Source organism: Zhongshania aliphaticivorans (genome assembly GCF_902705875.1).
Lineage (GTDB): Bacteria > Pseudomonadota > Gammaproteobacteria > Pseudomonadales > Spongiibacteraceae > Spongiibacter > Spongiibacter aliphaticivorans_A.
Map to the genome: position 1 here is coordinate 2753714 of NZ_CACSIK010000001.1, position 22492 is coordinate 2776205.

Annotated in this window: 16 protein-coding genes and 2 pseudogenes; 7 read left to right on the forward strand and 11 right to left on the reverse strand. The window is 47.7% G+C overall.

Annotated elements, in window-relative coordinates; translation table 11 throughout:
- Positions 1-195: 195 nt before the first annotated feature.
- Both AELLOGFF_RS12355 and AELLOGFF_RS12360 read right to left on the reverse strand, forming a co-directional pair.
- Positions 196-762 (reverse strand): helix-turn-helix domain-containing protein, encoded by a 567-nt coding sequence (locus AELLOGFF_RS12355; RefSeq protein WP_159269021.1) that lies wholly within the window; start codon positions 760-762, stop codon positions 196-198.
- A gap of 13 nt (positions 763-775) precedes the next feature.
- A complete protein-coding gene (locus tag AELLOGFF_RS12360; protein WP_159269022.1) occupies positions 776-1216 on the reverse strand; it encodes an AraC family transcriptional regulator ligand-binding domain-containing protein in 441 nt (146 codons plus the stop codon).
- Between the two features lie 639 nt (positions 1217-1855).
- Between AELLOGFF_RS12360 and AELLOGFF_RS12365 the strand changes: the two genes are divergently transcribed.
- From AELLOGFF_RS12365 to AELLOGFF_RS12375, 3 genes are all read left to right on the forward strand, one after another.
- A complete protein-coding gene (locus AELLOGFF_RS12365; RefSeq protein ID WP_159269023.1) occupies positions 1856-4369 on the forward strand; it encodes a TonB-dependent receptor in 2514 nt (837 codons plus the stop codon).
- 578 nt (positions 4370-4947) lie between these two features.
- A complete protein-coding gene (locus AELLOGFF_RS12370) occupies positions 4948-6156 on the forward strand; it encodes an iron-containing alcohol dehydrogenase (RefSeq protein ID WP_159269024.1) in 1209 nt (402 codons plus the stop codon).
- Positions 6157-6177: 21 nt separating this feature from the next.
- Positions 6178-7608 carry a coniferyl aldehyde dehydrogenase gene (locus tag AELLOGFF_RS12375; RefSeq protein ID WP_159269025.1) on the forward strand — a complete coding sequence of 477 codons (1431 nt, stop codon included), beginning with the start codon at positions 6178-6180 and terminating at the stop codon, positions 7606-7608.
- A gap of 53 nt (positions 7609-7661) precedes the next feature.
- Here AELLOGFF_RS12375 and AELLOGFF_RS12380 read toward each other — a convergent pair.
- Positions 7662-7940, reverse strand: a pseudogene (locus AELLOGFF_RS12380) (integrase core domain-containing protein); the annotation flags it as partial.
- Positions 7941-8091: 151 nt separating this feature from the next.
- Between AELLOGFF_RS12380 and AELLOGFF_RS12385 the strand changes: the two are divergent.
- Entirely contained in the window at positions 8092-8502 is a 411-nt protein-coding gene (locus AELLOGFF_RS12385; RefSeq protein ID WP_159269026.1) for a DUF6491 family protein, read from the forward strand.
- Between the two features lie 115 nt (positions 8503-8617).
- Here AELLOGFF_RS12385 and AELLOGFF_RS12390 read toward each other — a convergent pair whose 3' ends face one another.
- Positions 8618-10123 (reverse strand): glycoside hydrolase, encoded by a 1506-nt coding sequence (locus AELLOGFF_RS12390; RefSeq protein WP_159269027.1) that lies wholly within the window; start codon positions 10121-10123, stop codon positions 8618-8620.
- Between the two features lie 106 nt (positions 10124-10229).
- Positions 10230-11438, reverse strand: coding sequence for a D-mannonate dehydratase ManD (manD, locus tag AELLOGFF_RS12395; RefSeq protein WP_159269028.1), 1209 nt, complete (start codon positions 11436-11438; stop codon positions 10230-10232).
- A gap of 147 nt (positions 11439-11585) precedes the next feature.
- On the opposite strand from manD, the gene uxaC reads away from it, so the two are divergent.
- A complete protein-coding gene (gene uxaC / locus AELLOGFF_RS12400; RefSeq protein WP_159269029.1) occupies positions 11586-13001 on the forward strand; it encodes a glucuronate isomerase in 1416 nt (471 codons plus the stop codon).
- 21 nt (positions 13002-13022) lie between these two features.
- On the forward strand, positions 13023-14516 hold the full coding sequence (locus AELLOGFF_RS12405; RefSeq protein ID WP_159269030.1) for a mannitol dehydrogenase family protein: 1494 nt from the start codon (positions 13023-13025) through the stop codon (positions 14514-14516).
- Between the two features lie 22 nt (positions 14517-14538).
- On the opposite strand, the gene AELLOGFF_RS12410 is transcribed toward AELLOGFF_RS12405, so the two are convergent.
- A complete protein-coding gene (locus tag AELLOGFF_RS12410; RefSeq protein WP_159269031.1) occupies positions 14539-14832 on the reverse strand; it encodes a hypothetical protein in 294 nt (97 codons plus the stop codon).
- A 601-nt stretch (positions 14833-15433) separates the two neighbouring features.
- Between AELLOGFF_RS12410 and AELLOGFF_RS12415 the strand changes: the two genes are divergently transcribed.
- A complete protein-coding gene (locus AELLOGFF_RS12415; protein ID WP_159269032.1) occupies positions 15434-17893 on the forward strand; it encodes a penicillin acylase family protein in 2460 nt (819 codons plus the stop codon).
- Positions 17894-17978: 85 nt separating this feature from the next.
- On the opposite strand, the pseudogene AELLOGFF_RS18145 reads toward AELLOGFF_RS12415, so the two are convergent.
- The 5 genes and pseudogenes from AELLOGFF_RS18145 to AELLOGFF_RS12440 all read right to left on the reverse strand — a co-directional run.
- Positions 17979-18116: pseudogene (locus AELLOGFF_RS18145) on the reverse strand (hypothetical protein); the annotation flags it as partial.
- Positions 18117-18173: 57 nt separating this feature from the next.
- Positions 18174-19331, reverse strand: a complete 1158-nt coding sequence (locus AELLOGFF_RS12425; RefSeq protein ID WP_159269034.1) for an acyl-CoA dehydrogenase family protein — start codon at positions 19329-19331, stop codon at positions 18174-18176.
- A gap of 25 nt (positions 19332-19356) precedes the next feature.
- Positions 19357-20046 carry a glutathione S-transferase family protein gene (locus tag AELLOGFF_RS12430; protein ID WP_159269035.1) on the reverse strand — a complete coding sequence of 230 codons (690 nt, stop codon included), beginning with the start codon at positions 20044-20046 and terminating at the stop codon, positions 19357-19359.
- An 11-nt stretch (positions 20047-20057) separates the two neighbouring features.
- A complete protein-coding gene (locus AELLOGFF_RS12435) occupies positions 20058-21233 on the reverse strand; it encodes an acyl-CoA dehydrogenase family protein (RefSeq protein ID WP_159269036.1) in 1176 nt (391 codons plus the stop codon).
- A 109-nt stretch (positions 21234-21342) separates the two neighbouring features.
- Positions 21343-22380 carry a helix-turn-helix domain-containing protein gene (locus AELLOGFF_RS12440; RefSeq protein ID WP_159269037.1) on the reverse strand — a complete coding sequence of 346 codons (1038 nt, stop codon included), beginning with the start codon at positions 22378-22380 and terminating at the stop codon, positions 21343-21345.
- Positions 22381-22492 lie beyond the last annotated feature (112 nt).

Genomic DNA, 22492 nt, shown 5'->3' on the forward strand with positions numbered 1-22492 from the left:
AAAAGACTTACATCCATTGTATTAAACGACGAGTCTCACAAGTAGAAACGTTATTTATAGCTCACATTAGTTAAAAGCTTAGATAAGCCAAAGAAATTACAGAGAATAGCCGACGGATTTTATTTTAAATAATCAGCATAACTCGTTTGTCAGAAGGAAGACGATAACCATTTAATACTCATCTATACATCCCCCTTAACTTGAGCTCATTGAACTTATGCGGTAATCCTGCGGTGTGCGGCCTGTCCAGCTCTTGAATGCACGAGAAAAAGCCGAGCTTTCAGAGTATCCCAGCAAATCAGCAGTTTGCTCTACCGTGAAGCTATCCTTCAAATACTGCTTAGCGAGCTTCAAGCGCACTTCTTTAAGTATATCCTGATAGCTCGTGCCTTCGTGCTGTAGTTTCCGGCGTAAACTCCGCGTAGAAAGCGATAGCTCTTGAGCAATCTCAACAATAGAGGGAAACTTTCTAGGGTTGCTAATAATCTGATCGACTATTTTTGCGCTAAAATTATTATTCCTTCTTATTTCATTGAGTAATTCACGACAGCTCTCAAGACAGGCATCCACTGTGCGTTGGTTAGGCGACCACGGCAGATCTTGATCCAAAAGTGATGAATCATATAAAAATGCATTACATGGCTGCCCCATAACAATGGGACAATCGAAATGTTTTTCATATTTTTCATGGTTAGCGTCATCGACGTACGCAAGGTGGATCTCTTTAATTACCGATCTACTCAGACCGACCGACTGGAGCACATTAAACCCAGCCTCAATATCCCTGGATTAACTCTTGAGGAAGTGGATAACGAAACTCTAGACGTGTTCCTCCAATTTCATCTAGAGCATCTCGAAATTTGAAATGACTAAAACTAAGGTCATGGAATTTACTACAAATCTCTACAAGCATTTTCACGTTACGGGCACTTAGCATTGCATAGCCATACATCCCGTAAGATTGTGGATGATAGAGTTCACCCAACTTCAGGCCCAACATGGCATCCCCACTCAAACGTAACAAGTTACGATAAAGCGCGAATTCTTGCTCAGGCGTCATTCCGGCTTGGTAACCCTTTGCCTGATCCATGGTAAGACCTGTTCCCTCCAGGCACTGATTAACCGTCACGCCAAAAGTTTCCATAAGAGGCCATAGTGGCGGCAAGCCCTCTGTATGGTGACTAGTAGAATGAATGTTTGCTTGGTTTTCCAACATGCTGTTATTCTATTTTATGGCCGAATATGTCAAATTAGATACCCGTGATATCTGAATGTCAATACCGGTCTCACCGCAGCCATTTTTGGCTGCCACAGAAGGTCATTATTAGGCGACCGCTATAATTGCTTTCTCCGCCGCGCGTGTTACGCGCTCCTTCCAGCAAAGCCCCTAAAACATCAACAATGCTTATCAGCCTTGGCCATTGTGCTCTGGATTTGTAATATCCACACTTAACGTGCAAATACAAAAAATCACCCTATGATCACTGCCGCTCCGGGCCGCTAATACATATATAAATAGTGGTAGCTACCGCCGTCATTTTCACACAGTATTAACTTGCTAAATTGTCTACGTTTTTTGTACTACACAGTCAATTTATAGCTCACTTTTTTTAATTACTTCACGCCGATTATATTAAAAGCGAACAGATAACCTTACTATTACTCGCCAGGTTAACTCTGAGTAGGAGCATGCTATTTAAATGTTAATGAGTGACTCCTCTCACTGTTTCGTAAATTGTTTATATCCATTAAATGGCCGGTTCTGTCATTACATGGCCACCGTAAACATTCTTAAGGTTATTTTTCTACATTAATATTACCCACAATAATATATTGATAATATGAGGTAATAATAATGACTTCGACGGCACACCACTCTCAATTAATAACCAGTATGCGTGAAGCACACAATATTGAGGCTCAAAACTCCATCAAATTAGATAATTCCATTCGCGACCAGAGTAACCTTCCTCGCAAATCGATTACAGGATACAAGAATTCATTCGGCCTACTAACGTTCAGTTTAATGGCAACCTTGCTGCCAACCCAGATTTTAGCCGCGGCGCTTGAAGAAGTGGTAGTTACTGCCCAAAAACGTACCGAGAGTGTGCAAGATGTACCCGTCGCGGTAACGGCCCTGTCTTCAGAAGCGATGCGTGACGCAGGCGTTGTCTCCACCACCGACTTAACAGATGTAAATCCAAGTATTAGTTTTGATGTGGCGCAAAGCTCACAGAACGCTAGCTTGAAAATCCGTGGCATCGGCTCTGTCGGCAACGGTCGTACCTTTGAAGGGGCGGTTGGCGTATTTATCGATGGCGTCTATCGCTCTCGCTCAGGCATGGCACTGACAGATTTGAATGATATCGCCGGCCTAGAGATACTACGTGGTCCGCAGGGTACTTTGTTTGGTAAAAACACCGTTGCGGGAGCGCTCTCGATGACGAGTGCCAAACCCGACATGGACGCTGTCAGCGGCGGGGTAGAACTCATTACCGGTAGTTATAATCAGCGGCTACTCAAAGGGGCTGTAACAATTCCTGTCAATGACAAGCACGCCCTGCGCTTCGCGGCGATAGCTAATAAACAAGATGGCTTTTATGAAAGCCCTGATCAAGATAAAACCTTTAACGATATCAATCGTTATGGACTTAAAGCCCAATGGCTATTTGATGTTAGCGACAAACTAAGTTCACTGTTGATTGCCGATTACACCAAGTCAGATGCTGAGTGTTGTTTTGGCTCTGTTCAGGTCACCACGGGACCCGTACAACCGGGTATTGAATTGTTTGCCAATCACCGTGGCCTTACTACGTATACAGAAGAAGATGACGACGCGAAAGAAAAACGGCTCACCAATGTTAATAGTGAGTCAGTACAAATTACTGAAGATTACGGTTTAACCTGGCAACTAGACTTTTTTCTTAAGAATGTCGACATTAAATCCATCACCGGTCTACGCCGCTTTTCTGACGAGCAGATCGATTCTGATGCAGATTTTGGCCCAGCGCATATACTCACATTTGATGAGCCTTCGGTCATAGATTTTATATCACAAGAGTTCAATTTCTCATGGGCTTGGGGGCCAAGCGATATTGTCGCAGGCCTGTACTATTCATATGAAAACTTTGAGAGCACACGGTCTGTAAAGTCTGACACCGATGCGAACTCCTACGTAAACTACCTTATATTAGCCGCTGCCTCACCAGAGGTCGCACTTGCCACATGCACTGCAGGACTTGCAACCGTTGGTAGCTGTGGTGATGCCCAGCTGGTAGGTGACAAAGGCGAAGCCGTTTCTATAGAAGACTACCACCAAGAATCTACCAGCCTCGCCGCGTTCATTCACAGCCAAACTGAACTAAGCGAGAAGTGGAATTTGATTGCTGGTCTTCGCTATAGCTACGACAGTAAAGAGGGGGGCTTTGATAATATTTATTGGTACAACTCGCCAGTTGCTCAAGCAATTGTCAATTCAGGCGCAGTCGGCCAACCACCAAGCGGTGATCTAACTACACCAAGAAATGCCTTCGATGTCGCCGGAATTTTTCGCGGGGAAAGCTTTAATGATAAATTCTCTTCAGGTGAGGTCACCGGGACATTAGCAGTTCAGTATCAATTGAATGATGATGTAAACACTTACTTATCTTTCGGGCGAGGCTATAAATCAGGCGCGGTAAATCTGTTTAATGAAGCCGCTAATTTTGACAACACTACCTATGACCCAGAGTATGCGAGTAGTGCCGAACTTGGTTTGAAGTCGCGCTATCTTGATGGCAGCGCGCAGACCAATATCGCCATTTTTTACACCAAATATACTGACTTGCAGCTTAACTTTTTCAACGGACTTAATTTCTTTACCGAAAATGCCGGGGAAGCGGTATCGCAGGGAATAGAGCTGGAAAACCTATACCAAGTTAACGAAAACTTCCGCGCCGAATTAAGTATTACTGCCCTGGACGCCACGTTCGGCGATTTAAATAATGGCCCTGAGTTCACTCGCTTTCTAACTGATCGAGATACGCCTCGGGCGCCAGAATTGGCCGCTGTGGCAACAATGAACTACATACAGCCATTAACGCAAAAGCTTGAGCTTTCCAGCCGAATTTCTGCATCCTACAATGGCAGCTACTTCTCCGGTGTTAATGCTGCCGACGAAAAACAAGACTCGTATACACTGTGGGATCTTTCCGTCGGCTTGCTGTACGCAGCAGAGATGCGGGATTGGGAAATGAGGTTATCCTGTAAAAACTGTACCGATGTTGCCTATGAATCCTTTAACTTCGCTACGACATTGCAGGCCGGTAGCTACAATGCCTATATCAATGATCCGCGCCAAATTAGCCTGAGTTTATCTACTCAGTTTTGATGGCGCAGCCCGCCCCTCTTAATTTGAGGTAGCATTAACTGAGCCCTGCAACTTTGCTAGGCTCAGTTTTTAACGCATTAGTCCGAGCGAACCGGAAGGTCTGACACTGGATCGGGATTATAGACTTTATCCAAGTCATACATTTCTAAATACCTCCCCAATAAAACACCCCCAACTTCCAAATTAGGATCTGGTTTGAGGCAGGTTTTGATCCATTTTTTTCAAGAAAATGGGTGATATGGTAGTTCCCCAACCATGGATGTTAGCGCTAGGGTGACTCGCTTAGGTAAATTCAGTGATGGCCATATTAGTCAAATGGCTGGCCATAAATAGCATTCCTTACAGATAATTACACCGCTATAGTTTCTACTCACATAATTATCAGAATAGTAGCTGAAATCCCGTTCTGTACACGCCGTAAAGAGCTAAACATCCCTCATTAATTGCTTGGCACTTACATCACGGCCTCTAGGTAAGAATCTGAAGCAGAATCCCTGCTCAGCCTACAAAAAAGGTTCTTACGGCAGGAGAACAAACAGGATTTCGGCAACCCCAAAGCTGCTACTAAAGGAACCCCAATGATTTTCGCCCTCCAAACCCTATTTTATAAAACCATTATTTTCTTCACTGGGCTGTTACTAAAAATAGTGCCCGTACCAAAACCCATGATCTATTCTGGCCCGGATTCATCACTGCAGCTGTGCAACAATATTATCCATTTTGGCTATAAAAGCGTCATCATTGTCACCGACGCAATGCTCCACGAAATGGGCCTTGTGGATGCCATTAAAGATAAATTAAGCGCCGCTGGCATCAATGTGAGCGTTTATGACGGTGTCGAACCAAACCCCACCTTTGCACAAGTCCACGCTGGGCTTGAGTTAGCAAAGAGCAACAACTGTGATGCAGTATTGGCCTTTGGCGGAGGTTCGTCCATTGACGCGGCCAAAGTTATCTCGGTGGCCGCCACCAACAACAAAACGCCAGAAGCACTGGTTGGCTATTTTAAGGCCAAAAAACCTGGCTTGCCCCTGTACGCGGTACCCTCCACCGCAGGGACAGGCTCAGAGGTATCAGTGGCGGCGGTCATTTCTGACCCAGTTACTCATAAAAAGGGCATCATCGGCGACCCTAAAACTGTACCCGTTGCAGCGGCACTCGACCCTAACATCATGCTCGGCTTACCAGCCCCTATCACGGCTGCCACAGGAATGGATGCCTTAACCCACGCGATTGAGGCCTACTTAGCAACAATCGCTTCAGATGAGAGCGATGCTTACGCTCTAGCAGCGGCCAAATTAATTTTTGAGAATTTACCAGAAGTTTATAGCAACGGCGGAAATGTCAGCGCCCGCGAAGCCATGGCGGTAGCTTCTTGCTATGCCGCACTCGCCTTTAATAAGACAGCCCTTGGCTATGTTCACGGTATAGCGCATCAATTCAGTGGCCACTACAACACGCCCCATGGGGTCGCCAACGCCATAGTCTTACCGACAATTCTAGACTTTCAGCAAGATGCCAGCGAAAAACGACTTGCCGAACTCGCTGTGGCTACTGGCCAGGCGAACGCCTCAGACTCGACAGCAATTCAAGCCAAGAAATTTGTTGCTGCCGTACGTCAGCTTAGTGCAGATTTGAACATTCCCTCGACATTAGATGCGCTCCAAACTGCCGACATTCCTGCCATTGCAAAAGCCGCCCTGAAAGAGTCTCACTACGGCTATGCAGTACCTAAGTATATGAATCAGCAACAATGCGAAGCCTTAATCAGCAAGCTCGTCAGCTAACCAATATTTCGGATTATGACAATGAATACTAACGACACTTCTATTGCCCAAACTTCAAGTCTGCAAAGTTTATTAACGGCTCAACGCGCAGCACATATTAAAGACCCGTACCCAAGTCTTGAATTACGTACGGATCGTATTAATCGCTTGATTGATATGGTGGTTAGTAACCAGCAATCCATGATTGATGCGGTGATGGCGGATTTTGAAAACCGTTCAGCTATGACCACACGTACGTCAGATCTGATGCCCACCTTAGACAACCTTAAGTATGTTCGCAGCAACCTCAAGAAGTGGATGAAACCCGAAAAACGCAGCAGCAAGTTCCCGCTGGGTTTGATTGGCGCTAAGTCGAAAGTTGAATATGTGCCAATGGGCGTTGTGGGCAATATCTCTCCCTGGAATTTCCCGATCAATCTGGCACTATCACCAATGGCGGATATTTTAGGCGCTGGAAACAGAATTATGTTGAAGCCTTCGGAATTGACCCCAGAGACGTCAAACTTGATGGCTAAAGCGATCGAGTCTAGTTTTGATAAAACTGAATTGACAGTGGTACTTGGTGGACCTGAAGTAGCAGCTGAGTTTTCTAAACTTAAATTCGATCATTTATTGTTTACTGGATCCACTAACGTTGCCAGATTAGTTGCTCAGTCATCGGCTTCAAACTTAATCCCGTTGACACTGGAGTTAGGTGGAAAAAACCCAGTTGTAATCTCACCTTCCGCGAATCTTCAATTAGCTGCAGAAAAGTTAATGTGGGCGAAGACTCTAAATGGAGGGCAAATTTGCCTATGCCCAGATACGATATTTGTTCCAGAAAGCATGATGCAGGCCTTTATTTCTGCCTGTAAGGCAAGTCTAAAGAAATTATATCCTGGGGATGTCGCTACAGATCCAGAATATACACACATCATCACTCAACGACATGCAGATCGCCTTCGCGAGATGACTGCTGAAGCAAAAGAAAGTGGTGCTCAAGTGATCGCCTTACACGAGAGCGACAGTAGTGGACGCCGTGTATTACCCTCACTCGTTATCAATGCCGATAGTAGCTGCCGCATTTCCCAGGAAGAAGTATTTGGTCCCTTGTTAGCGGTTGAGAGTTACCAAAATCTCCAAGAAGTTGTTACTGGCATCAATGAAAAGGCCAGGCCGCTTGCTGTGTATTATTTCGGAACAGACAAACAGGAGATCGATAAGCTTACCCATGAAACCGTATCTGGCGGCCTAGTCGTGAATGATTTAATGGCGCATATCCTACAGGAAGACTTGCCTTTTGGGGGTGTCGGCGACAGCGGTATGGGCAGTTACCACGGCTTTGATGGTTTTAAAAACTTCAGTCATGCCAAAGCTGTTTACAATCAGTCTAAGCTGGACCCATTTAAGATACTGCGACCACCTTATGGCAAAATGGTGGAAGATGGCGTTGCCCGCCAGATAAAACGATAGCCATTAGTTGCTAGGGTAATCCTCCCTTTTTTAACTGGTGCTCCAAGTAGAGGTTATGCGGCCAACAATGGTGGCCTCCCAATGTTGGCTTTGTGTGGCCGTTCATGATGGTAAAACCAAAGCCATTCAGTTGCATACTCTTGCACTTGCTCCAATGATTCAAACAAATGCTTACTCACCCAGCTATACTGGATAGTCCGGTTAGCTCGCTCGATATACGCATTCTGCTGAGGCTTGCCTGGCTGGATATATTCGATCCGTATGTCGTGTGATTTAGCGCATGCTGTAAATTCATGACTAATTAATTCAGGGCCATTATCACAATGTGCTGCTTTAGGGATATTCCGACACCCACAACCAAAATAAACTACAAAAACTCAAAATAAACTAAGATAAATAACCCTATACCTCCTTTCACGGTAGAAGTAGAATCAACTAACAATAAGTTCGCCATTTACAAAACTTATAATCAGGAGGCTACTAATGAAACTGTTACTGAGTGCAATATTATCCTCAATGGTTCTATCACCGCTGGCTCACGCAGAAAAACCTGAGCCCAACGAAAACCTTGCTCATGTTTCAGACGAACCGCAGCGTTGTGTCAGCCTACAACGCATTGACCGAATGGATGTTGTCGATAACCGTAGTATTCTGTTCTATATGAGAGGAAAGCAAATTTTCCTGAATGACTTACCTTACCCCTGCCATGGTTTGTCACGTCATAAGACCGTCATGTATCGCACCTCGCTCAATGACTTGTGCAACGTTGATATCATTACCGTGTTAAATAGTGTCGGCTCAGGATTTTTACCCGGACAATCCTGTGGTCTAGGTCAGTTTTATCCTATATCGAAAGAAAATGCTGACATTATAAAAAGTAAGGCTCGCGAATAAGGTTCACCGCACTCGAGTTTTACAGTGTGTATAGGTCAACATGGATTCGGCGATACCGACACCTTCACTCACATTTAGTTGGCGCTAGCAAAACATTTCATTGCGAGACTAAATATCATTTAGCAATCGGATCACACTGCCAAAAGCCAACACTGTAGGGCGGCAACTGAGAAGTAAAAGACGCGGGTTCAAAGTGCTCAAGTGCCACCCTACCACCATTGAATCTTAGCTTTTTACCATTAAGCCGAACTCGACGACTACTCAGTGTTTTGGCAGTCATCTCATAACCTCCACGAATGGACGCCAGTAGTGACTCCTCTAGATCGACTTGAACACGATGTTCAGCAAGGTTTATCAGTAACAAGGTTTTACCCTCGCCCTCCCTCGCTGAATGCAAATAACAACGAATATGTGGGGAGCTGCTGTCAATAGCGAACACCTTGTTCCCCATCAGCTGCCCCCACAACCAGCTTAACCAATAATCGGGACGCGGTTTTAAGGTCAGTCTAGCAATCATGCCGTAATCACCGCCGATCAGAGACTGCCTTACCATGACTTGCTGCCCCATCCGCGCACCCATGCCCAGTTGATCAGCCCACCAAAACGTAGATACCCAACGGTCTGATAGCTCGGGTTGGCCGCCACATTGGGCTGAGCCAGTCTCCCCCGTCCACACCGCGGCCTGGGGCTGAAATCGATCTCTGAGCGCGTTTAAACGCTGGCTATATAAGCGAAAATACTCAAAGGATTTGGGGTCCACTAAATGATGTAGCCTTGCTGAGCGTGTCCGCACAGGGCTGCGATCACTCTGAAAGGGGTAGTAATGCCAATCGACAATATCCAATTTAAAATCTAAATTACATAAAAAACGAGGCGTAATATTACTAATTGGACGAACCGTTTCGCCCAGCTTTGGCCAAAAAGCACTCCCCGGCCCCGATATTTTTGCATCGGGAAAATCTCGTCTAATCACTCGATAAAACCGATTGTAATCACGGGCCAAATTAATGGCGCGGGGCTGCGACATCACGCCGTGAAAAGCCCAGTAGGCATTAAGCTCGTTGCCAAGTTCAAAGACATCAATGCGATAAGCCTGTTCCTTGCTGTAGTCCAGTAAACCCTGCAGTTCAGTGCCCTGCCAGCGGCCGTGGTGTTCGCGTTTAAACAGGCCATACTTGCAGGTAAAAATAAGCTTTAAATCGTTGCGCTGCAAAAAAGCATGAAGCTCGTCCCACTGCGGCTTAGTGAGTACTAGTGCATCAGGGTCACCATCGGGATTATCAAAGTAGTGGATTTTGTCGGCCTCTGAGCCGCCGATACGTAAATAGGCCGGCCCCAACAAGTCCACCAAACGATCTAGCTTTGCCGATGTCAGTTTCAGCGGCGGAATACGCAAGGTGCCCAAGCCCCGGCGGCTATCGTTAGTCCCCTCCCACCAAAAGCCGCCCGCCAACACCGAAATATCGACCGAAAAAGACAAATACCGGCTATCCACCTCTGCTACAGGCGCTGCGCCCTGCAAGGTCAGCGTCGCCTTGTCACAGACACTTGGACTCGGGCGAATTAACAGCAGAATTTGGCGATAACGCGCCACGCTTTTTTCTATCAGTAAATCTGTCAAACGCCTGATAACATCTAATAGCTTAATACACTATCTCCTTGAGATATGAAGCCCCATAGCGGCGAGCAATAACACGCTAGCCAGTGCTTAAAACACAGCATTCGCTTTACCAATTAAATAATGTGCCATCTTGTAAGCGATTTACGGGTAAATAGGCGCGCTGATAGGGGTATTTTGCCGCGAGACTTTCGTCTATATCCACACCGTGTCCCGGCGTGTCGCCAACGTGTAAGTAACCGTTTTTAAAATAGTAATCGCTGGGGAAAACGTCGTCGGTCGCCTCGGTGTGACGCATGTATTCCTGTATGCCAAAGTTCGGCACCCAGGTGTCAAAATGCAATGCGGCCCCCATCGTCACTGGCGACAAATCCGTCGCACCGTGAAATCCAGTGCGAACATTATAAATTTCTGCAAGTGCCGCAATACGCCGCACATGACTAATGCCACCCGCGTGCACAATCGTCGAGCGAATGTAGTCGATTAGCTGTTCGGTGATTAAGGTGTTGCAATCGTAAATGGAGTTAAACACTTCCCCCACCGCCAAGGGTGTAGTGGTATGTTGCCGAATTAAGCGGAAACGTTCCTGCAATTCGGCGGGTACCGTATCTTCCAGCCAAAATAGGCGGTAGGGCTCTAAATCCTTACCCAAGCGCCCCGCCTCTATGGGTGTTAGGCGGTGATGACAATCGTGAAGAAGATGAACATCGAAACCATAGCGATCGCGTAAGGTGTTAAACAACTGGGGAACATGATTTAGGTATTTTTCAGTCGACCAAATATTTTCTTCAGGTAAATCTGCATTGGCTGGCTCGTAATACATTTTGTCGCCGGACACCCCGTAGGTCGACGGTAAGCCAGGAATGCCACACTGAGCGCGCACCGCTTTGTAACCCATATCAATGTAACGACCCACCTCCTCGACGGTTTCCGCTATATCCGCGCCGTTAGCGTGGCCGTAGACCATGACGCCTTCACGGGAGCGGCCACCCAATAATTGATACAACGGCATATTTGCCAATTTGCCCTTTATATCCCAGAGGGCAACGTCTATCGCGGCAATGGCCGACATCGTTACTGCACCTCGGCGCCAGTAACACCCGCGGTAAAGGTATTGCCAAATATCTTCAATTTGCTGTGGATCACGGCCGATTAAACACGGCGCAATATGGTCTTCGAGATAAGACGCCACCGCTAACTCACGTCCATTCAAGGTCGCATCGCCAATTCCATAAACGCCCTCATCGGTGACAATTTTTACCGTGACAAAATTGCGCCCCGGACAGCAAACAATCACTTTTACATCAAGGATTTTCATAAGCGCTCTCTGTCATTACCAAAATATTCTGCAGGAATGACCAATGTAATTCACAAAAGTTAAACATAAATGACATTAGATAGAGCTAGCAGGAATAAACGCTTCTTTAATGGCGATCTTCATCAAAGCTGACACTAGGACCACACCATGACCACGCCACTGGCACTCCATCCCGACCGTCTATTTCCCAGGGATAAATACAGCCGCGATATTGCCAAATCACTTTACTCTGGCGTTAAAGATTTACCGATCATCAGCCCCCACGGTCATACCGATCCGATATGGTTCTCAGAAAATGCCAGCTTTAAAAATGCCAGCGAATTATTAGTTCAACCCGACCACTATGTCTTTCGCATGCTATATAGCCAGGGGATTTCACTGGCGGCGATCGGTATCCCCGGTGCCGACGGCAAGCCAAGTAATGTTGACCCAAGAGAAAGCTGGCAGGTGTTCGCCAATCACTATCATTTATTTCTAGGAACACCTTCGCGGATGTGGCTAGACCATGTATTTGCAGAGATATTCAAGTTTGACGTCGCTTTAGACTCAGCTACCGCCGACCACTACTACGATGGGATAAATACATTACTAGCAAAAGAGAGTTTTCGACCCCGCGCCCTGTTTGATCAATTTAATATCGAGCTGCTGGCCACCACAGAATCCCCCTTAGACTCCCTCAGCCACCATGCCGCCATTCAAGCAAGCGGCTGGTCAAGACGAGTAATAACAACCTTTCGCCCCGACCCCGTGGTTGACCCAGAATACGAGGGTTTTAGCGACAATCTCAAACAACTTGCGGACTTAACCCAACAAGACACCGCAAGCTGGTCGGGCTATCTTGCGGCACTGCGTCAACGCCGCGCTTTTTTCAAACAACACGGTGCCACCGCCAGCGATCACGGCCACCCCACTGCGGCAACCGCCGACCTTTCCCTGGCTGAATGCGAACACTTATTTCACAAAATAATCAGCAAAGCCTTTTGTGCCAAAGACGCTGAATTATTTCGCGCTCAAGTCCTCACTGAAATGGCGGCCATGAGCATCGACGACGGCCTAGTGATGCAATTGCATCCCGGGGTTTATCGCAATCACAATCAAACCGTCTTTACAGGCTACGGCCGCGACAAAGGCGCCGACATTCCTGTGGCAACGGAATACGTCAAGGCGCTAAGACCACTGCTGAATCGTTTTGGCAACCACGCAAACTTCACACTGATTGTATTCACCCTAGACGAGACCAGTTACGCGCGGGAACTGGCACCCTTGGCCGGGCACTACCCCAGTCTCAAACTCGGTCCAGCATGGTGGTTTAACGACAGCCCAGAAGGTATGCGCCGCTTTCGACAACAGACCACTGAGACTGCCGGCTTTTACAATACTGTCGGCTTCAATGACGATACCCGTGCCTTTTTATCTATTCCCGCCAGGCATGATGTCGCCCGCCGCATGGACTGCGGCTACCTCGCCGAGCTGGTTGCCGATCACCGCCTAACTGAAACCGCTGCGGCAGAGCTCGCCGTAAAGCTGAGCTACACCCTAGCCAAAAAAGCCTATCGTTTATGAGTGTAAGCAACAGGGAAAACAATGCGTCTTAGTCAAAATACAGCCCTTCAAAGCGCCATAAAGCACGCTCGCTACCAGCGTGAGCAGCACCGCGTCGGCATTGTTCACCTTGGCATCGGCGCGTTTCACCGCGCCCACCAAGCGTGGTATACCGAGCAAGTCCTAGCGCAGTTTGGTGGCCACTGGCGAATCACCGGTGTAAGCCTGCGAAGCGAAAGAGTACATGCGCAATTAGCACCACAAGACTGCCTCTACACCTTAGAAATTCGCGATGGTGCCAAGCGTGAGCGACAGCTTATTGGCGCCATTGCAAATATCCTCGTTGCCCCCAAAGAACCGGAAAACGTCATTGCCGCGCTAGCCGCAGCAGACACTTCGGTAGTCACCCTTACCATTACCGAAAAAGGCTACTACCTTGCGCCCAGTACAGGCGAATTAGCTAAAGACCATATCGACCTGCAACACGATCGCGAACATATTAAGCAGCCGCGCACCGCATTGGGATTTTTAACCGCAGCCATGGCCGAACGCCGGCAGCAACAGCGGCCGGGGCTGACGGTCATCTCCTGCGATAATATGTCGACTAACGGCAAAAAACTTCGCCAAGCCTTGTTAGAATTCAGCCGTATAATCGACCCCACCCTCGCCGACTGGATCGCCAAACATTGTCGTTTCCCCAACACCATGGTTGACCGTATCGTGCCCGCCACCACCCCCGACGATCTCCGTCACTTAGAGCATGAACTTGGTCTAGAAGATCAGGGCGCGGTGTTCAGCGAGCCCTTCAGCCAGTGGATTATTGAAGATAACTTTGCGGGGCCAGTTCCGCAGTGGAATAAAGTCGGCGTCCAATATGTTGCCGACGTCACGCCCTTCGAGAACATGAAGCTCCGCCTGCTCAACGCCAGCCATTCAGCCATTGCCTATATCGGCGCGGTAGCCGGCTATAACACCGTAGACCAAGTTATCGCCAAGCCGTCACTACACCGCTTTATCGAAAAGTTAATGCAAGAAGAAGCGGCACCAACACTGCGTATGCCAGCCACCTTCGACCTAAACGCTTACCAACAAAACCTGCTACAACGATTCGCCAATAGCGCCTTACAACATCAGTGCCAACAAATCGCGATTGATGGTTCCCAAAAAATTCCCAACCGCCTATTCCCCATCCTCCGTTGGCAACTTCAATACCACGGCTCAATTAGCCTGACCACTGCCGCACTGGCGGCCTGGGTGCGCTATTTACAAGGTGTAGATGAGTTTGGCAATCGCTACTCAATTGAAGACCCAATGGCGGCTCAATTTGCCGCCATATTTAAAGATCAGAGAAAATCAGCCAGAACAGCCTTAGTCGAGCTACGACAAATAGAAACACTGTTCCCTGCCGATATTGCAAGCAATGACAAGGTATTTAGCGCAATTGATGGATGGCTTAAGGTATATGAACAACAGGGAATTAACCACGCCATTCAAGATTTTTTACTCACGTCTAAGCAAGTTAAAACAGACCTGTAAGGCGCAATATTATTATGGTGGATTAATGTCCGTCTTCTATCGAAGGACGTGTTTTACGCATTGCCGCGCTGACAAACTTTAGACGGTTTCCGAGCTTGTTCTCTATCGAATGTAAACTGTCATTAAATTTCACATGCCGGCGTCGAAATCGACTCACTTTAGCCGCCACAGCATCGCTGGTAGAAATGAGAACCGATAAGCCCACGGCAATAAAAAACACCCCAACGGGTATGGGCGACAGTAGAAAGACAATGCCAATCGCAATGAGAAGCCATGCAAGGGTCAGTAAGATTAAATGCTGTACGTGGGCTCTCAACGCAGACGCTCTACAATTCAAAGGCTGGTAACAATATAGCGTTACCTAATATAGAAATACTTTATAGAGCGAGTTGAGGCTGAAGTCAAAATAACAAACAGATAAAAGATGCTGCGCATTGCTAGAAGCAGCCGCCCCGCTTGTATTTCCAAACTATGTTTTCATCTCAGTGAATGCAGCAAACATTACGTACTGCCTTACGAGCCTAGTTAAATCCCCAAAGATAAATAAAATAATAGATATATGGGGATACAGCGTATATCACTGGTCTCTCAATGTATTAATAACTCTAATAAGCACCGCGCCACTACTTCCTAAAAATTTATTAACGTGACATTGCGATTAGGGGCAGCGATTATTGTGCTTACAACAATAATCAAACAATACGCTCTTAGACAAAAGAGCTTGGCACGCGACATAAAAAATTCAATGTATCAACACGATTTTCCGTAGTGATGCTAAACGCGCAGCTTAACCATGTGCCAAAAAACCTAGTGCTCAAATGTATTCTGCCCCAGCATTCCAGTGATTCGTGGTCAGTAAAACGCAAGCCAAAGCACTGAGCTACACTTACAAAATAATTCCAAGAGGGAGAACCCAAATGCGTATTTACGGGTTAATTATTACCTGCATCGTCCTATTAAGCATGACCGGCTGTGGTGGCGGAGGAAGCTCTCGCAACTCCGACAGCGGTGATGACAATGGCGGTAATGGTAACGGCGGCCCGCAATACCAAGTGGAGGTACGCCGCACCTCCTTCGGTATCCCTCACATCAAAGCTAGTAATTACGGCAATATGGGCTACGGCTACGGCTACGTTCATGCAGAGGACAACCTCTGCATACTGGCCGAAGACTTGTTAACCATTCGCGGTGAGCGCGCCAAATATCTCGGCCGCGACGGCACTTACACTATTGTCTCCAACGGCTCCACGGCCAATAACGTAGATTCAGATTTTTTCTGGAAATTCATCGCCACCGATGAGGCCATCGCGCCGCTTAAAAACAGTGACCAAGAAGCAATCGACGCCACTAAAGGTTTTGTCGCTGGCTACAACCGCTATGTAAAGGAGCTTAAAGCCGGTCAACATCCCGGTCGCCACTTGGCCTGCCGAAATGAAGCTTGGCTTACCGAAATCACCGCTGACGATATGTTCCGCCGATACTTCCGGTTAACCCTTCTGGCCAGCTCATCGGTGTTTGTGAACGAGGTTTCTCAGGCCAAACCACCGGGGCCAGACAATCTGCCATTGCCCATCGATCTAGATGACATTCTCGCGCTGGATCCCGCTGCATTGCCACTGTCGGATGGACTACCTATCGGCAGCAATATGTACGCCCTAGGGCCCGATGCGACAAGTGAAGAATCATTGCTGTTAGGTAATCCGCATTTTCCGTGGACCGGGACTGAGCGTCTCTATCTGACGCACCTAGAGTTGCCGGATGCTGAAATCATGGGAGCTTCGCTATATGGCGTACCCGCGGTGCTGATCGGTTTCAATGAGCATTTCGCGTGGAGCCATACCGTATCCACTGCCTATCGCTTTACCTTCTACGAACTGACCCTGAACCCAGCCGATCCCACCCAGTACCTCTATGACGGTGAAATGCGCGATATGGACGCAAACGAGGTGACGATCAACATACTGGAAGACGACGGCACCAGCACCAGCGAAACTCGCACCCTATATCGATCACATTATGGCCCGATGTTGGAACTGGCAGTCTCCGGTATACCAGTGCTTGAATGGTCGCCCCTTAAAGCCTACACACTGCGCGACGCCAATGCCGAAAACGGCAGTCTTATGAACCAGTTTTTCAGGTGGAATAGAGCGCAAAGTTTTGAAGAATTTGTGGAGCTGCACGGCAGCGTACTCGGCGTACCCTGGGTCAACACTGCCGCGACCGGCCCCGGCAAACCAGCCTACTACGGTGATGTCACTGTCGTCCCCAACGTCTCCGACGGCAAGGTCCAGACCTGTGGCGCCCTGCCTTTACAAGTTGTGCTCGGGCAGCTAATGCCCGGCTTGCCGATCCTTGACGGTTCGCGTTCGGATTGCGAGTGGGACAACGATGAAGACGCTCCTCGGCCCGGCATTTTTGGCCCAGCAAACCTACCCAAAATCACCCGTAACGACTGGGTACACAATTGCAATGACAGTTACTGGGTCAGCAATCCTGCCGAGCCACTTACCGGCTTTGCCGCCATCATTGGCGATGAAGGTACCGAGCGCACCCTGCGTACCCGTCTGTGTATGCAGCAGGTCATCAAGCGCCTAGATAGTAGTGATGGCCGACCCGGCAACTTGTTTAATTTGGATACACTGCAGGAAGTTGCACTAGAGAGCACCGTTCTGTCAGAGCAGCTCGCGCGCCAATCTGTGTTGAGCAGCTATTGTGCCCTGCCAACACCTATACTTAGCACTGGCGGCACTCCGGTAGAAATAAGCGACGCCTGCTCGATACTCGCAAGCTGGGACGGGAAGAACAACCTAAACTCCGTCGGCGGGCATATCTGGCGCGAGTTTTGGCGTGGCACCGGTGGCCCCCTGCCGGTCGCCACCCCACTGGATGACCTCCTTTGGTTGACGCCCTTCTCCGCGAGCGACCCGGTCAACACCCCAGCGACCCTTAATGTGCTCAATCCCATTGTCGCCACCGCCTTGGCAGATGGGGTGCAGAAAGTTTTGGACTCGCCCTTTGAACTGGATACGCCGATGGGTCAAATACAGCATTCCGGTGCACATGACAGCGTTATACCCATATTCGGCGGCGAAGGTTTTGAGGGTTCATTCACCATTGCCAATGCGCGTGGCGGTGGACTTGAGGAGGACGGCTACAACATCACCTACGGCAACAGCTATATTCAAACTGTCACTTGGGATACTGCCGGCAATCCCGTCGCCGAAGGGTTTATCACCTATTCGCAATCCGGCGATCCAGCCTCGCCGTATTACAAGAATATGACCGAGGCCTACTCAGCTAAAGAGTGGATCAAATTTCCCTATTTGGAAGCAGATATTGCGGCAGATACCATTGAGACACTAAATTTATCTGAATAAGCAACTACCATACAAACATAAGGCCGCTGGGGTTACCCACCAGCGGCCTTATTAGAATGTCTTTAAGACTACCCTTTAAAATTTCTCACTTCTTTAGATCTCTAAAAAAAAACCACTCCCACTCAATCTTCGCGGGCAGCTTGCTACTCACATTGTAGGCAACACGCGTCACTTGCTTAGTTTCATTAATGATTCGCTTGGAAGCCGTTTCCAATAACTCATACAGCATTATTTACGGCTCGCTGCTCCAATACTGGAGCAGCGCATAGATTACGTACAACTACTTCTTACGGCCCGGCAAGGTTCCCATCGTTTTACAGATAATGCTTAACATGACCTCATCGGCGCCGCCGCCTATGGACGTAATACGAGTATCTCGATACGCCCTCGCCACTGGGTTATCCCACATAAAGCCCATTCCGCCCCAATACTGCATGCAGCTGTCAGTGACTTCGCGCAGCAATCGACCTGCTTTCAATTTAGCCATTGATGCTTTGCGTGTCACGTCAGTGCCGTTGAGGTAGCCCTCTACCGCGTCGAACGTCAGTGCCCTTAAGGCCTCAACCTCGGTCTGTAGCTCAGCTAAGCGAAAGTGGACAACTTGGTTATCTAACACCGACTGACCAAAGATCTGTCGCTCTCTGGTGTAATCAATGGTTTTGTTAATGCACTCTTCCATCGCTTTTAAACTGCCTGCGGCGGCAAACAGACGCTCTTCTTGAAACTGCAGCATTTGGTAAATAAAACCATGCCCCTCTTCACCAATAAGATTGCGCTGCGGCACTCGCACATTGTCAAAGAAGACTTGCGCGGTATCAGAGGAACGCATGCCCAATTTATCTAATTTTTCAGAAAACGAAATACCTGGCGTATTGGTGGGAACCACAATTAAGGATTTATTCATATGCGGCTTATCGTCACTGGTATTCGCCAACAAACACAAATAATCAGCTTGGGTCGAATTCGTGATCCACATTTTCGAGCCATTGATAATGTAATCATCACCGTCTTTTTTGGCGGTGGTTTTAATAGCGGCTACATCCGAGCCTGCATGGGGTTCACTCACCGCGATCGAAAACACCGCATCGCCGGCAATAGCCGGAACTAAAAACTCTTTACGCAGCTCATCACTGCCAAATCGCGCCAGCGCTGGGGTTGCCATGTCGGTCTGTACACCAATCCCCATAGACACACCGCCGGTGGTGATTCGCCCCAACTCTTCAGAAAAGACAATTTGATAACTGTAGTCTAAGCCCATACCACCAAACTCAATGGGCTTACAAATACCCAGCAAGCCAAGGTCACCCATCTTTTTAAATAACTCATGGGCGGGGAAAATGCCCGCTGCCTCCCACTCGTCAGCATAGGGGTTTATTTCGTTATCAATAAATTTTGCAGTGGTCTGCCGTATGGCTTCATGCTCTTCAGTTAAAATCATATTGTGCTCCGTCTTCGTTATTTTTTTAGGCGAACAAGTCTGGGATGTTCTCGAAAGGGTATGGCGTAGGGCTGAACAATGCGTTTTCTTTGCCTATAGGTTCTACTTTTTGAAACGCAGGCCGCGCTGTCATTCGCCTTAAATAATCCTGCACCTGAGGTTCGTAAAACTGCGACAAGCCCAAACCTTCACCCAGATATAAGGCATAAACAATCGCAATATCCGCCACGGTGAAGCGCTTGTCACATAAAAATTCACGATCCATAAGGTGCGAATTCAAGCGTTTCAAACGAGCCAAAAACCATTTGTAGTAATCTTCAACGACTTGGGGCTGACGACGCTCAGCAGGCTCTAGTTGCGAATAACGTAACACTAAGGTCTGTGGAAACGTCAGCGTGGCATCACTGTGAAACAACCAGTTTAAATAATCACCGTACTCAGCGTGATCGGCTTTTAAACCAACATCATAGCGTTGATAGCGCTCGACTAAATACAGACCGATGGCAGACGATTCCGTCATGTGGGTGTCGCCATCCACAAAATAAGGCACGGTCCCCAAAGGGTTTACGTCTAAAAACTCACGCTGGAACATGCGCGGCGGAAATGGCAGAACCTCAAGATCGTATTCTATGCCCATCTCCTCTAGCGCCCATAAAGCCCGTAAGGATCGAGAGGTGTAACAATGCCAAAGCTTTGGCTTATTGATTGATGTCATTTTATATTTCCTTACAAACGATATTGACGCGCAGCAAGGTCGCGCATAATTTCTTCTGAGCCACCGCCAATAGCATTAACTCTAACTTCTCTATAAAAACGCTCTATGCGGTTGCCTCGCAAATAGCTCGCGCCGCCAAGTATCTGACTGGCTTCACGGGCGCAAAACTCCATGGTTTCACTGGCCTGCACTTTAGCCATGGCCAAATCACCGGGATCACAACGCCCTTCGATATAAGCTTGGGTTAAATATTGTAGATAGGTTTGCGTCGCATTTATTTTTTGTTTCATGGTGGCAATTTTATGGCGAATAACCTGATGATCTGCCAAGCGCTTACCAAAGGTTTTTCGCTGCTGCGCCCATTCCACTGCATCTTCTAAACAAGCACGCGCCGCCGCTTCCATTGTTACCGCCAAACTTAAACGCTCGGGGTTAAAGTTAGTCATGATAACTAAAAAGCCTTGGCCTTCTTCGCCCAATAAATGACTGGCGGGCACCCGCACATTGTCAAAATATATGGTGCCGGTTTCGGCACACCACCAACCCTGTTTACGGTCTAGCGCTGTGCGAGCAACTCCGGGCAAGTCAGTGGGGATTAATAACATCGACACCCCTCGCCCTCCCTCGCCACCAGTTCTCACCGCGGTTGACACCCAATCGGCATTCATCACACCAGAGATAAACGTCTTACTCCCGTTGACAATATAATCATCACCATCGCGTACCGCTGTGGTTGTGATGTTAGCAACATCAGAGCCTCCTGAGGGTTCAGTAATACCAAGGGAAATTCGCTTCTCACCGGCCAGCACCGCAGGAGCGACAAGTTGCTTAATCTCATCGCTGCCGTAATTCATTACTGGCGGCAAGCCAATCCCATGAATAAGTAAATTACTCATCAGGCCGCCAGCAGAACCGGCGCGGGTAAATTCTTCATTGCTGATATTTATATGCCACTGATCTATGCCTTCAGAAATCCCACCAAAGGCCTCGGGATAGCCCATTTGCATTACGCCAATACTGGCAGCTTTTTGCCAAAGCTCGTCAGGAATCTTGCCGGCCTCTTCCCAGTCATCGAGAAACGGGATTACTTCCTTTTCTAGCCATTTTCGTAGCTGTGTTCGCCACTCTTCATGCTCAGGCTTTAAATAAGGATTAAAAAGACGCGCGCTATCAAACGTTAAGGACATGGTGCTCACTTATGATTAATAAAACTTAGCGCCTAGTGTAACGTGCTGATAGTTTTAGGCTTGGGCAATGGTGCCAGCGTAGTTGGGAATAAGTGCCACGCTGGTCGTATTATTGTTTTCGAAAGTCACGCGGTGATTTGCCATGCCAACTGCGAAACGCACCAGAAAAGGAGCTTTGATCCATATAACCAAGTAGAAAAGCAATATCAGTAATACTCAAGCGTTCATCACTTAAATACTGAATGGCGAGTTCGGCACGCAATTCCTGCAAAACATGCAAAAATTGTGTGCCCTGTTCGGCCAAACGCCGCTGTAATGTGCGACGAGATATATTCAACGCTTCAGCCGCTTTATCAATACTCATGTCACCGCTAGGCAATAAACGCAGCAATGTTTTACGTAGGGCAACCACAAAATCATTACTGCCTTTATTGTCCTCAAATAAATACCGAATGGGCTGCGCTAAGGCCTGAACCCAATTGGCATCTAAGCGGATCAGCGCATAATCTAAGCAAGCACGATCTATATACAAACAGCTGTTTGGTTGATTAAACAGCAAATGAACGCCAAATTGCTGAATTAACATGCTTAAATCCTCTGGCTGAGGATAACTGAAATGCGCCGCACGAATTACAATTGGCCGTACACACACCGAGTTAACAATCACCGCAGCTGCCGCTAGAGAAGAATCACTCAAATAGCGTTGCTGTGCCGTTTCTGGTGCCAAAGGCTGCCAATCTAAACGAATAAACTCGCTGTCTCGACGTACTTTAACTTCACCAATATCCCCCACTATGCGTAAAACACTGGGCATAACATTTAGGTATTCACGAAAAGTTGCGCAAGCAGAACAGGCGTATAACTGGAGATTTAAACGGTTGATATAATCTATCCGGCCAAGGTAAAGGCCAATATCGGGAGTTTGCGTTTGCGACGCCACAAGCTCATATAAATTCAGTAAGTCATCAACGGGGTAACGACTATCTACATCTTCTATATTATCCAAGCTCAAACCGGTGTCAGTACAGAGCGCGGCAAGATCAGCACCCAATACTTCGGCTGCTTGAAACAGCGCTTTAAACGCTGAGCCATTGACCGTTCGTATTGGCGTAGAGCTCAATTTTGCTGATTGATTAGGCACTGACATAATAGCCGCTAATAGAAAAGCCCTAGTGTATTCGAGGCAAAAGGCGCTGAATAGGTCTATACCAAGTAAGTCTCTGCTATATCGGCCATAGACCTACTAGGCTACTTGTCGA